Genomic DNA, 13,099 nt, shown 5'->3' with positions numbered 1-13,099 from the left:
CTTTTAGTAGCAACCCATAAATTTCTATTTTTTATACATAGGAGTGGAAACTGATGTTAAAAATCAACGAAATTCATGAACTGATAAAAAGAATCGATGAATCTTCCATCGACGAATTTGTTTACGAAATTGAAGGCGTAAGTCTCAAACTGAAAAAAAATGAAGCGCCGGCAGTGAATGTAACGGGACAAGCCCAAGCCGTTCCCGCCGCTTACGCACCTGCTCCGCAGGCTGCAAAACCGGAAGCGAGTGAAGCCGCTCCTGCTCAGGAAGCGCCGAAACAAGACGAAAACCTGCACAAAATTACGTCTCCGATGGTCGGAACGTTTTATGCTTCTTCATCGCCGGAAGCCGGCCCTTACGTAAACCAAGGTTCAAAAGTGAGCGAAAATACAGTTGTTTGTATCGTAGAAGCAATGAAACTCTTTAACGAGATTGAAGCCGAAGTAAAAGGAGAAATCGTTGAAGTGTTAGTTGAAAACGGCCAGCTGGTCGAATACGGACAACCTCTATTTCTTGTAAAAGCTGAGTAAGGAGACCTGCTATTATGATTAAAAAGCTATTGATCGCCAACCGAGGAGAAATCGCCGTCAGAATCATCCGGGCCTGCAAAGAGCTGGGCATTGAAACTGTAGCCGTTTATTCTGAGGCAGATAAAGACGCCCTGCATGTCCAAATGGCCGATGAGGCTTTTTGTATCGGGCCGAAAACATCAAAAGAAAGCTATTTAAATGTAACGAACATCGTCAGCGTCGCAAAGCTGACCGGCACGGATGCGATTCATCCGGGATACGGGTTTTTAGCTGAAAACGCCGACTTTGCCGAGCTGTGCGAGGAATTAAACGTAACGTTTGTCGGCCCTACGGCGGACGCCATTTCAAAAATGGGAACAAAAGATATCGCGCGCGACACGATGCAGCTGGCGGGCGTGCCGATTGTGCCCGGTTCAAAAGGAATCATAAAAAATACGGAAGAAGCGGTTTCGCTTGCAGGTGAAATTGGGTATCCTGTCATTATAAAAGCCACTGCGGGCGGAGGCGGAAAAGGCATCCGGGTCGCACGCACAGAAGAAGAACTGATCAAAGGCATTGAAATTACCCAGCAGGAAGCCGCTACGGCATTCGGAAATCCGGGTGTGTACATCGAGAAGTACATAGAAGATTTCCGCCATGTTGAAATTCAGGTGCTTGCGGATAATTACGGAAACACGATCCATCTCGGAGAGCGTGACTGTTCTATCCAAAGACGTCTGCAAAAACTTCTTGAAGAGTCACCGTCACCTGCGCTTGATTCTGAAATCAGGGAGCAGATGGGTGAAGCAGCGGTAAAAGCAGCGAAGGCCGTCGGTTACACGGGAGCCGGCACAGTAGAATTCATCTATGACTACAGAGAACAGCGCTACTACTTCATGGAAATGAACACGCGTATTCAAGTAGAGCATCCTGTCACAGAAATGGTGACGGGAACGGATCTGATCAAAGAACAGATCAAAGTGGCATCCGGACAGGAGCTTTCGCTCAGACAGGAAGACGTTGAATTTAACGGCTGGGCGATTGAATGCCGCATCAACGCTGAAAATCCTGCGAAAAACTTCATGCCTTCACCCGGTAAAATTAACATGTACCTGCCGCCGGGCGGACTCGGCGTACGCGTGGATTCAGCCGCATATCCCGGCTACTCGATCCCGCCGTACTATGACAGTATGATTGCTAAAGTCATCACATACGGAACAACGCGTGATGAGGCAGTCGCACGGATGAAACGCGCGCTGAGCGAATTCGTGATTGAAGGTATTGAAACGACGATTCCGTTCCATTTGAAACTGCTTGAACACGAAACATTTGTCAGCGGAGAGTTTAATACAAAGTTTTTAGAAACATATGATGTAATGGGCTCATAATTTTTGCGGGAGGTGAATTGAATGGAAGACAACAGTGTGCTTAAAATGGATCATGATGAGGCTCATTTAGGCAAGGTTGAAATTGCTCCTGAGGTCATTGAAGTCATTGCCGGCATCGCCGCTTCCGAAGTTGAAGGAGTTGCTGAAATGCGCGGCAATTTCGCCACGGGCGTCGTAGAACGCTTCGGCAAAATCAATCACGGCAAAGGCGTAAAGGTCGATTTAGCCGATGACGGGATTACCATCGACGTCTATTGCGTCGTTCAATTCGGGATCTCGATCCCGAAAGTGGCGGCAAGCGTTCAGGAGAATATCCGCCAAACCTTATTAAACATGACGTCTCTGACCATTAATGAAATCAATATTCATATCGTCGGCATTCAATTTGACACGAAAGCCCAAGAAGTCGAAATCGACGAAGAAATGTAATGAGCGTATAAAAACCAAGGGGATGGGCAGCCCTTTGGTTTTTTATACGTTTCCCGTCATTTCAGGCATGAAGAAAGCCGGCTTACAAACGGCAGCCGAGTTTCTTCATGCTGTGAAATCCGAATGAAATTAATACGGTTTGTGAAAATATTCGGCATTAGGGTGAAAAAACCTAAATTTCGACATGCGATTGAGAAAAAAATATGTTATGATCTCTTTAAGCTTAACGACAAGCGGATAAAGCGGATCTGAAGGAGAAAGAAAATGAAAAGAAGAACAGCTAGAGAAAAAGCTTTGCAGGCACTTTTTCAGATTGATGTCAGCGATATTGCACCGAACGATGCCATTGAGCACGCGCTTGATGGTGAAAAAACAGATGCCTTCTTTGAACAGCTGGTGTACGGAGTGATCGAACATCAGGTTCAGCTTGATGAAATGATTTCCGGCCATCTCGTCAATTGGAAGCTTGACCGGATTGCAAACGTAGACCGCGCGATCCTGCGTCTGGCGGTGTATGAAATGGTTTATTCTGACGACATTCCTGCTAACGTGTCATTAAACGAAGCAATCGAGCTGGCAAAACGGTTCGGCGACGATAAAGCTGCAAAATTCGTAAACGGGGTTCTTTCTAACATTAAAACTGATATCGAATCATAGGAGGAAAGAAAATGACTGCAACAATCATCGACGGAAAAGAAACGGCTAAAGAAAAACGCGAACAATTGGCAAAAGAAGTAGAAGAGCTGAAAGCACAAGGCGTAGTGCCTGGATTGGCGGTCATTTTAATCGGAGACGATCCCGCTTCTGTTTCATATGTGACAGGCAAGAAAAAAGCCGCTGAAACAATGGGAATGAAATTTAAGCTTGACCGCTTTGACTCAAGCTTAACCGAGGCGGAGCTTTTAACAGTGATTGATCAGTATAATCAAAATCCGGAATTCCACGGCATTCTCGTCCAGCTGCCGCTCCCGGATCATATTTCTGAAAAAGCCGTAATCGAGCGGATCTCCCCTGATAAGGATGTTGACGGTTTCCACCCTCTCAACGTCGGGAAAATGCTGCTTGGCGAAGATACATTTCTTCCATGCACGCCGCACGGAATTGTCGAGTTATTGAAAAAGACGAACGTAGATCTTTCCGGCAAAGAAGTTGTTGTAGTCGGACGAAGCAATATTGTCGGTAAACCGGTCGGCCAGCTGCTGCTGAACGAAAACGCGACCGTCACATATTGCCATTCCCGCACGAAAAATATGTCTGAGCATACGAAAAAAGCAGATATTCTTGTGGTAGCGGTCGGTAAAGCGAACTTCATCAAAGCTGATCAAATCAAAGAGGGCGCCATTGTCATTGATGTCGGCGTCAACCGTCTCGAAAGCGGAAAACTCTGCGGAGACGTTCAGTTTGATGAAGCGAAAGAAAAAGCATCTTTCATTACGCCGGTGCCGGGCGGAGTAGGTCCGATGACCATCACAATGCTTGCGCATAATACTGTTAAATCTGCCAGACGTACGTTATCATAGATAACCGGAGACAGTCACAAAAATTGTGACAATGAGCACGATACCCGCTTCTTAAGGCTCCTTTCAGCCAGAGCGGGTTTTCTTAGTTTAGGGCAAAAAGCCTTTATGAAAGGAGTGCAGGATGTGAGTGAAGCGGCATATGTCACGGTTTCCGCGCTGACCAAATACATTAAACGAAAATTCGATGTGGACCCTCATCTTGAAGACATTTGGATTAAGGGTGAGCTCTCCAATGTTAAAATTCATACGAGAGGCCACATCTATTTTACATTAAAAGATGAGCATGCCCGCATGCAGGCCGTCATGTTTCAGAGGCAAAGTTCGAGGCTTGCGTTTAAGCCAGAAGACGGAATGAAGGTCATCGTAAGAGGCGGCATCTCCGTCTATGAACCGAGCGGAAGCTATCAGCTGTACGCGAAAGAAATGCAGCCGGACGGTGTGGGGGCGCTCTACTTAGCATATGAAGAATTAAAGAAAAAACTTGCCGGCGAAGGGTTGTTTGATGACCGGCATAAGCAGGCCATCCCCGCTTTTCCGGCCACGATCGGGGTCGTCACGTCACCGACGGGAGCAGCCGTCAGAGACGTCATTACCACACTCAAAAGAAGATACCCCCTTGTGAAAGTCATTGTGCTTCCCGCGCTCGTTCAAGGTGAAAATGCCAGCAGATCGATTGTGAAGCGCATTGAAGAAGCCAATGCACAAAAAATGTGTGACGTCCTGATCGTCGGAAGAGGAGGGGGCTCGATCGAAGAATTGTGGGCATTTAACGAAGAAATCGTGGCCCGGGCGATTTTTGCTTCCGCCATTCCGATTATATCAGCCGTCGGACATGAAACAGATTTTACAATCAGTGATTTCGTCGCGGATATCCGGGCGGCAACGCCGACAGGAGCGGCAGAAATCGCCGTCCCCCACACGACGGACTTAATGGAACGGACAAAAACGGCGGAAGTCCGCCTGACAAGAGCGATGCAGCAGCATATCAGCAAGAAAAAAGAACGGGTTCAATCGCTCCAGTCATCCTACGCGTTCCGTTTTCCGAAACGATTGTATACCCAAAAAGAACAGCAGTTTGACCTTTTGTATCAGCAGTTCCAATCACAGCTCACAGGGCTTACGGACAGGAAACAAAGGCAGCTGGAGCGGAATACGTACAGATTAACGGCGCTCCACCCTGAAACCCAGCTGAAACAGGCGAAAAAACGGTACGAGGAGCGCTCAAATCAGCTCGCCCGAAGCATGAATGTCCAGCTGAAGCAGCTTCATTCGCAGTTTCAGACGGTTCTTGGTAAACTGAATGCATTAAGTCCCCTTCAGGTGATGGAGAGAGGATACAGCCTGGCCTATAAAGACAAAGAGCTGATCAAAAGCGTTGATCAAGTGGAACAAAATGATACGCTTGAAGTAAAGATGACAGACGGCGTTCTGACGTGTGAAGTATTGCAAAAGAGAGGCGAACGATAATGACAGAAACCAAAAAAAGTGAAGAGCTGACATTTGAAGAGGCGATGAAAGGCCTTGAAGGCATTGTGGCAAAGCTTGAAGAAGGAGACGTGCCGCTGGAGCAGGCGATTAATTATTTTCAGGAAGGGATGGCCCTTTCAAAAATGTGCCATGAAAAGCTTCAGCATGTTGAAAAGCAAATGGACTTTATTTTAAAAGATAACGGCGAACTTGCACCTTTCAGCGTTCAGGAGGAAGACGAAGGTGACAAATAAACTGGACGCATTTTTAGCATCGCGCAAACAACTGATTGAACAGCAGCTTTCTTTGTATACAGAACGGCTTGCGATGCCGGAAACCCTCAAAAAATCTATGCTGTATTCTTTGGAAGCGGGCGGAAAGAGGCTGCGCCCCCTCGTCGTCTTAGCCGTTCTGAATGCTTACGGAAAAGATGAAAAAGACGGGATTCCGGTCGGATGCGCTGTCGAAATGATTCATACGTATTCTTTAATCCATGATGATTTGCCTTGCATGGACGATGATGATCTGCGCCGGGGAAAGCCCACAAACCATAAAGTCTTCGGAGAAGCGGCAGCCGTATTGGCCGGAGACGGGCTTCTGACAGAAAGCTTTAAACTGATCACATCTCATGTGTCTGAGGCGGTTTCAGCAGAAAAACGGCTCCGTCTCGTCGATGAGCTGATCAGCGCGGCGGGAACGGAAGGAATGGTCGGCGGACAGGCTGCCGACATGGAAGCGGAACAAAAGCGGATAACGCTTGAGGAGCTGGAATCCATCCACGAGCGGAAAACGGCCAAGCTCCTCGGTTTTTCCGTGACGGCGGGCGCCATTTTGGCAGATGCGCCGGAGGATGAAGTCGAAAAGCTCCGTCTGTTCAGCAGCCATATCGGCATCGGATTCCAAATCAGAGACGACATCCTTGATATTGAAGGGCATGAGGAGAGGATCGGCAAACCGGTCGGCTCAGACACGTCGAATGAAAAGTCAACGTATCCGTCGCTTTTAACGCTTGAAGGCGCGAAAGAAAAGCTTGCGTATCATATAAGCGAGGCGAAACAGATCATCAGCGGCCTTTCTCTTCAGAAAGAATTGCTGCATGACCTCTGTGATTTAATCGCGGCGAGAGATCATTAAAAACGGTCCTGATTTGAAGGGGCTGCCGCTCCTATGGTAAAATGTAAGCAGTTTCGATGAAAATACAAAGGGAGTCTTTTTCTTTTTTCAAAAAGACACTGTTTAATTTGCAGAAATTCATGCTGAAAGTGAGTTGATCCGCTTTGGATCTTTTATCAATACAGGACCCGTCATTTCTTAAAAAGATGTCAATTGAACAGCTGGAAGAGCTGAGTGAGGAGATCCGCAATTTCCTCATCACATCGCTGTCTGCCTCTGGCGGCCATATCGGGCCGAACCTTGGGGTTGTCGAGCTGACAATTGCGCTTCACAAAGAATTTGACAGTCCGAAAGATAAATTTTTATGGGATGTCGGACATCAGTCCTATGTTCATAAACTGTTAACCGGACGCGGCAAGGAGTTTGAAACCTTGCGCCAATATAAAGGGCTTTGCGGTTTCCCGAAACGCAGCGAAAGCGAACATGACGTATGGGAAACAGGCCACAGCTCAACCTCGCTCTCAGGCGCGATGGGAATGGCTGCCGCCCGTGATATTAAAGGATCGAAAGAATATATCATCCCGATTATCGGAGACGGCGCTTTAACCGGAGGAATGGCGCTTGAAGCGCTGAACCATATCGGTGATGAGAAGAAAGACATGATCGTCATCCTGAATGATAATGAGATGAGCATTGCGCCGAATGTCGGGGCGATTCATTCTATGCTGGGACGGCTTCGCACGGCCGGCAAATATCAATGGGTAAAAGACGAGCTTGAATATTTATTTAAGCGCATCCCGGCCGTCGGCGGAAAATTGGCCGCCACAGCTGAACGGATAAAAGACAGTTTGAAATATATGCTTGTGTCAGGCATGTTTTTTGAAGAGCTGGGCTTTACGTATTTAGGCCCGGTTGACGGTCATTCCTACCACGAACTGTTTGAAAACCTGCAATACGCCAAAAAAACGAAAGGCCCTGTCCTGTTACATGTCATCACGAAAAAGGGCAAAGGCTATAAACCGGCTGAGACCGACACAATCGGCACATGGCACGGAACGGGTCCGTATAAAATCAATACGGGTGATTTCGTCAAGCCGAAAGCCGCGGCGCCTTCATGGAGCGGACTTGTCAGCGGCACCGTGCAGGAGCTGGCACGTGAGGATGACAGAATTGTCGCCATTACACCGGCCATGCCGGTCGGCTCCAAACTGGAAGGGTTTGCGAAAGAATTCCCTGAACGCATGTTTGATGTCGGAATCGCAGAACAGCATGCGGCGACGATGGCGGCTGGAATGGCGCTCCAAGGCATGAAGCCGTTTCTTGCGATTTATTCGACCTTTTTGCAGCGGGCGTACGATCAGGTCGTCCATGACATCTGCCGTCAAAACGCGAATGTGTTTATCGGCATTGACCGCGCCGGTTTGGTCGGCGCTGACGGGGAGACGCATCAAGGCGTCTTTGACATCGCCTTTTTGCGGCATATACCAAACCTCGTTTTAATGATGCCGAAGGATGAAAATGAAGGCCGCCATATGGTCAATACAGCCCTTAATTATGAGGAGGGTCCGATCGCGATGCGCTTCCCGCGCGGAAACGGGCTCGGCGTAAAGATGGATAAAGAGCTGAAAACCATTCCGATCGGAACATGGGAAGTGCTCCGTCCCGGAAAAGACGCGGTCATTTTAACATTCGGTACGACCATTGAAATGGCGCTGGAAGCGGCTGAAGAACTGCAAAAAGAAGGCCTGACCGTGCGTGTCGTGAATGCGCGGTTCATAAAACCGATTGATAAACAAATGATGAAGGCCATTCTTAATGAAGGTCTGCCGATTTTAACGATAGAAGAAGCCGTGCTTGAAGGCGGATTCGGCAGCACGATTCTTGAATACGCTCATGACCTCGGCATGTATCATACACCGATTGACAGAATGGGCATCCCAGACCGGTTTATTGAACACGGCAGCGTAACCGCCCTGCTTGAAGAAATCGGTCTCACTAAGGTTGAGGTTATGAACCGGATCAAACTGCTGATGCCGCCGAAGACACATAAAGGAATTGGATCATGACAGCAAAAAAAGAACGATTAGATGTACTTCTTGTAGAAAAAGGCCTTGCGGAAACGCGGGAAAAAGCGAAACGCGCCATTATGGCGGGCATCGTATACTCAAATGAAAACCGATTGGACAAACCGGGTGAAAAAATCGCCCGGGATCTTCCGTTAACGGTAAAAGGAAACCCTCTTAAATACGTCAGCAGAGGCGGATTAAAGCTTGAAAAAGCCCTGGAAGTGTTTCCCGTCTCGGTAAAAGGCAAAACGATGATTGACATCGGCTCGTCTACGGGGGGATTCACGGATTGCGCCCTCCAAAACGGAGCCGAGCGGTCCTACGCAGTGGATGTCGGCTATAATCAGCTTGCTTGGAAGCTCAGACAGGACGAGAGGGTCGTCGTCATGGAACGAACGAATTTCCGCTATTCCGAGCCTTCCGATTTCACAGAGGGTTTGCCGGAATTTGCGACAATCGATGTTTCTTTCATCTCACTCCGCCTCATTCTGCCGGTTTTAAAAACGCTGCTTGTACCGGGGAGCGATTGTATCGCACTGGTGAAGCCGCAATTTGAAGCCGGGCGGGAATCCGTCGGAAAAAAAGGCATTGTCAGAGATCCCGGCGTTCATACTGACGTTCTCCGCCGCATGAATCAATTTGCCGCTTCTGAAGGATATACAGTGAAAGGACTGTCCTTCTCACCGATTACAGGGGGAGACGGCAATATTGAGTTTCTGCTTCATTTGGAATGGGGCGGAGAAGACGGAAACGGCGCTGAACTGCCGGAAGAAGACATTCACCGTACCGTCCGCGAAGCACATGAGACATTAAAAGCCAAAAAGACAGATGTACCGGAATAATAGGGGGCTATTATTCCTTTTTTCTGCCATCATGTACTTTTTATCAAGAAGCGGTTAACATAATGACAAGAACAGCTTGAAAACAGAGGTGCTTACATGACAAAAGGCCAAAGGCATATAAAAATCAGAGAGCTTATTACAAGCCATGAGATTGAAACGCAGGATGACTTAGTTGACATGCTGAGAGAAGAAGGATATAAGGTAACTCAGGCGACTGTCTCCAGAGACATTAAAGAGCTGCATCTCGTAAAGGTGCCGACAAACAACGGCTCCTACAAATACAGCCTGCCGGCGGATCAGCGGTTCAATCCGCTGTCAAAACTGAAGCGTTCATTAATGGATGCGTTCGTAAAAATTGACTCAGCAAGCCATATGATCGTATTAAAAACGATGCCGGGGAATGCTCAGGCAATCGGCGCTCTGATGGATAATCTCGAATGGGAAGAAATCATGGGCACGATTTGCGGAGATGACACGATCTTAATCATCTGCAGGACGCCTGAAGATACGGAGGGCGTTCAAAGCCGTCTTTTGGAGCTGCTGTAGCGTAATTATCAGATAAAAGGTGGAATGCTGTTTGTTAGCTGAACTATCAATAAAAAACTTTGCCATTATAGAGGAACTGACGATTTCGTTTGAACGGGGGCTCACCGTCCTGACGGGAGAAACAGGGGCCGGCAAGTCAATTATTATAGACGCCGTTTCCCTATTAGTCGGCGGCCGCGGCTCGTCTGAATTTGTCCGTTACGGTGAAACAAAGGCCGAGCTTGAAGGACTGTTTCTTTTGGACAGCGGTCATCCCGTTTTTGAAGTATGCCGTGAGCAGGGAATAGACGCATCTGACGACATGATTGTCATGAGAAGGGACATTAATGCCGGAGGAAAAAGCGTCTGCCGTGTCAACGGAAAATTAGTGACGATTGCGGCTTTGAGGGAAATCGGCAGACTTTTATTAGATATTCACGGACAGCATGATAACCAGCTGTTAATGGAGGACGATAAACACTTAGAGCTGTTGGACAGGTTTGCGGGCGCTGAGGCCGAATCCGCGCTTCAGGCTTACCATGAAGGCTATGAGCGTTATATGAAGCTGCTCAAAAAAGTGAAGAAGCTGTCAGAAAGCGAGCAGGAAATGGCGCATCGGTTAGACCTGATTCAATTTCAGCTTGAAGAAATCGAGTCGGCGAAGCTTGAATTGAATGAAGACGAGCTTCTTCAGGAAGAACGGAAGCAGATATCCAATTTTGAAAAAATTTATGAATCATTGCAAAACGCCTATAATGCGCTCCGCAGCGAGCAGGGGGGGCTTGACTGGGTCGGAATGGCCTCTGCCCAGCTTGAAGATATTTCGGATATCAATGAACCGCTGCAAAAGCTGTCTGAAAGTGTGTCAAGTTCCTATTATCTGCTGGAGGATGCAACCTTTCAGATGCGCAATCTGTTAGATGATCTGGAATATGACCCGGAACGGCTGAATTTTATTGAAACCCGTTTAAACGAAATTAAACAGCTGAAGCGCAAATACGGAGCGACGGTAGAAGACATTTTGGAATACGGCTCTAAAATAGAAGAGGAAATCGATCAAATCGAGAACCGCGACAGCCACCTTGAAGCGCTGAAGAAGGAATTGGAGTCGGTCGGCAAAGATGTGGCCGTAGAAGCCGCCAATTTATCAAAAATCAGAAAAGCTTGGGCTAAGAAACTGGCGGAAGCGATTCATCAGGAATTAAAAAGTCTGTATATGGGCAAATCAACGTTTGATACGGAATTTCTCGTGAAAACCGATCCGTCAGCCAGTGAAGCACCGGTTGTTAACGGGCAGCCCGTGCAGCTTACCCAAAAGGGGATTGACCTTGTGAAGTTTTTAATTTCAACAAACACCGGTGAGCCTTTAAAACCGCTGTCAAAGGTCGCTTCCGGAGGCGAGCTTTCAAGGGTGATGCTGGCGATGAAGAGTATTTTTTCTTCCCAGCAGGATGTCACCTCCATCATCTTTGACGAAGTGGACACCGGTGTAAGCGGGCGGGTTGCCCAAGCCATCGCGGAAAAAATCCATAAAGTATCGACCGGTTCACAGGTGCTCTGCATTACACACCTGCCGCAGGTTGCCGCTATGGCGGATACGCACCTTCTAATCGCAAAAGAATTCAAAGACGGCCGGACGACAACGCATGTCACGCCGCTTTCCAAACAGGACAAGGTAGCGGAAATCGGCCGCATGATTGCGGGCGTCGAAGTGACCGATCTGACAAAACGGCATGCACAAGAGCTTTTAAAACAGGCCGGACAGGTCAAAACGACAGGATAAGCTGCTGATACAGGCAGCTTATTTTTTTGTTCCATTTCTCTAACAGTGTATCCAATGTTTTTCTTCGTATGCCGGTTATAAATCAAGCGCAGGAAGGCAAAAGTATAGATGTAGCAGAAAAAGAAAGTGGTGTGGGATAGGAGCGAGGAGAGTGAAGGAATGAATGCACGATAACATGAGGAAAGCAATAGGTGTAATTCTCCTTGTTTCTTTACTAAGTGTAGGCTTTTTTAAGCCATTTAAAGAATATTTACTGATACCATCAGAAATGAGCGTCTTTGAAAACCAGACACAGGCCGTTTCGGTCAATGCATCAATAAGCGCTGAAAAGGGCGAATTATCAGAAGCCTTTACGCTGAAAGAAGAGCACGGCCATGCAAACATAACAGGGCAAACACAAGGCCGGTCGGAAGTAGTATATGATCTTGCCGGATTTCCCATTAAAAAAACGAAAGTGCGTGTCCTTCCAGAATTGAAGGTCATTCCGGGCGGACAGTCCATCGGTGTAAAACTGCATTCAGTCGGTGTTTTGGTCGTCGGTTTTCACCAAGTGATGACAAAGGATGGAAAAAAGTCTCCGGGAGAACAAGCGGGAATTGAATCTGGCGACATCATTATTAAAATGAACGGACATAAAATTGAAAAAATGAGCGACATCGCCCCGTTTATTCAAAAAGCGGGCAAAACCGGTGAATCTTTGGATTTATTGGTGAAACGCGATAAGCAAAAAATCAAAACAAAGCTGATTCCGACAAAGGACGAAGCCGAGGGGAAATATCGAATCGGCCTTTATATCCGCGATTCGGCAGCCGGCATCGGCACCATGACATTTTTTGAACCGAAAACAAAAAAATACGGCGCATTGGGCCACGTCATCTCTGATATGGATACAAAAAAACCGATTGTTGTAGAAGACGGAGAAATCGTCCGTTCAACTGTAACATCGATTGAAAAAGGAAAAGGCGGCAATCCAGGCGAAAAACTGGCAAGGTTTTCGTCAGAACGGAAAACGATCGGCGATATTAACCGCAACAGCCCGTTCGGCATCTTCGGGACACTGCATCAGCCGATTAAAAACAACATTTCCGACAAAGCGCTTCCGATTGCTTTGTCAAATGAAGTAAAAAAAGGACCTGCGCAAATGCTGACGGTTATCGAAAACGATAAAGTAGAGAAATTTGATATTGAAATCGTCAGCACCACGCCGCAAAAATTCCCGGCGACAAAGGGAATGGTGTTGAAAGTGACAGATCCGAAACTGCTGAAAAGAACCGGCGGAATCGTTCAGGGGATGAGCGGAAGCCCGATCATCCAGAACGGAAAGGTCGTCGGAGCCGTAACCCACGTATTTGTCAATGATCCGACAAGCGGCTACGGCGTTCATATCGAATGGATGCTGTCTGAAGCGGGTGTTGATGTTTACGGGAAAGACAAAGCAAGCTGACTGCCGGATG

13 protein-coding genes are annotated in these 13,099 nt (G+C 47.5%); all 13 read left to right on the top strand.

Annotation, left to right across the window (positions count from 1 at the left end):
* Positions 1-53: 53 nt before the first annotated feature.
* The 13 genes from accB (at position 54) to spoIVB (ending at position 13,089) form a co-directional block, all read left to right on the top strand.
* Positions 54-533, top strand: coding sequence for an acetyl-CoA carboxylase biotin carboxyl carrier protein (accB, locus tag NSQ37_RS18450; protein WP_007408347.1), 480 nt, complete (start codon positions 54-56; stop codon positions 531-533).
* Between the two features lie 14 nt (positions 534-547).
* The gene (accC, locus tag NSQ37_RS18445; RefSeq protein ID WP_007408348.1) at positions 548-1,900 is read left to right on the top strand and encodes an acetyl-CoA carboxylase biotin carboxylase subunit; all 1,353 of its coding nucleotides are present in this window, start codon (positions 548-550) and stop codon (positions 1,898-1,900) included.
* Between the two features lie 21 nt (positions 1,901-1,921).
* The gene (locus NSQ37_RS18440) at positions 1,922-2,329 is read left to right on the top strand and encodes an Asp23/Gls24 family envelope stress response protein (protein ID WP_003153156.1); all 408 of its coding nucleotides are present in this window, start codon (positions 1,922-1,924) and stop codon (positions 2,327-2,329) included.
* Positions 2,330-2,593: 264 nt separating this feature from the next.
* A complete protein-coding gene (gene nusB, locus NSQ37_RS18435; protein ID WP_007408349.1) occupies positions 2,594-2,986 on the top strand; it encodes a transcription antitermination factor NusB in 393 nt (130 codons plus the stop codon).
* An 11-nt stretch (positions 2,987-2,997) separates the two neighbouring features.
* The gene (gene folD, locus NSQ37_RS18430) at positions 2,998-3,849 is read left to right on the top strand and encodes a bifunctional methylenetetrahydrofolate dehydrogenase/methenyltetrahydrofolate cyclohydrolase FolD (protein ID WP_007408350.1); all 852 of its coding nucleotides are present in this window, start codon (positions 2,998-3,000) and stop codon (positions 3,847-3,849) included.
* Positions 3,850-3,972: 123 nt separating this feature from the next.
* Positions 3,973-5,316 carry an exodeoxyribonuclease VII large subunit gene (gene xseA, locus NSQ37_RS18425; RefSeq protein ID WP_007408351.1) on the top strand — a complete coding sequence of 448 codons (1,344 nt, stop codon included), beginning with the start codon at positions 3,973-3,975 and terminating at the stop codon, positions 5,314-5,316.
* Positions 5,316-5,570, top strand: coding sequence for an exodeoxyribonuclease VII small subunit (locus NSQ37_RS18420; protein ID WP_007408352.1), 255 nt, complete (start codon positions 5,316-5,318; stop codon positions 5,568-5,570). Before xseA ends, NSQ37_RS18420 begins: the two co-directional genes overlap by 1 nt.
* Positions 5,560-6,450: a polyprenyl synthetase family protein gene (locus tag NSQ37_RS18415; protein WP_007408353.1), complete on the top strand. Its 891-nt coding sequence runs from the start codon at positions 5,560-5,562 to the stop codon at positions 6,448-6,450. Before NSQ37_RS18420 ends, NSQ37_RS18415 begins: the two co-directional genes overlap by 11 nt.
* Positions 6,451-6,593: 143 nt before the next feature.
* Positions 6,594-8,495, top strand: coding sequence for a 1-deoxy-D-xylulose-5-phosphate synthase (gene dxs / locus NSQ37_RS18410; RefSeq protein ID WP_341124439.1), 1,902 nt, complete (start codon positions 6,594-6,596; stop codon positions 8,493-8,495).
* Positions 8,492-9,337: a TlyA family RNA methyltransferase gene (locus NSQ37_RS18405; RefSeq protein WP_043020797.1), complete on the top strand. Its 846-nt coding sequence runs from the start codon at positions 8,492-8,494 to the stop codon at positions 9,335-9,337. The genes dxs and NSQ37_RS18405 overlap by 4 nt, the downstream gene beginning before the upstream one ends.
* A 96-nt stretch (positions 9,338-9,433) precedes the next feature.
* Positions 9,434-9,883 carry a transcriptional regulator AhrC/ArgR gene (ahrC, locus tag NSQ37_RS18400; protein WP_003153173.1) on the top strand — a complete coding sequence of 150 codons (450 nt, stop codon included), beginning with the start codon at positions 9,434-9,436 and terminating at the stop codon, positions 9,881-9,883.
* 31 nt (positions 9,884-9,914) lie between these two features.
* The gene (gene recN / locus NSQ37_RS18395) at positions 9,915-11,645 is read left to right on the top strand and encodes a DNA repair protein RecN (protein WP_007408359.1); all 1,731 of its coding nucleotides are present in this window, start codon (positions 9,915-9,917) and stop codon (positions 11,643-11,645) included.
* Positions 11,646-11,808: 163 nt separating this feature from the next.
* Positions 11,809-13,089, top strand: a complete 1,281-nt coding sequence (gene spoIVB / locus NSQ37_RS18390) for a SpoIVB peptidase (RefSeq protein WP_043020798.1) — start codon at positions 11,809-11,811, stop codon at positions 13,087-13,089.
* The last annotated feature ends 10 nt before the right edge of the window (positions 13,090-13,099 follow it).

Source organism: Bacillus sp. FSL P4-0334, assembly GCF_038004825.1.
In the GTDB taxonomy this organism is placed as follows: Bacteria; Bacillota; Bacilli; order Bacillales; family Bacillaceae; genus Bacillus; species Bacillus velezensis.
The sequence above is the reverse complement of the archived record's forward strand: the minus strand, read 5'-3'. Positions and strand labels throughout refer to the sequence as shown.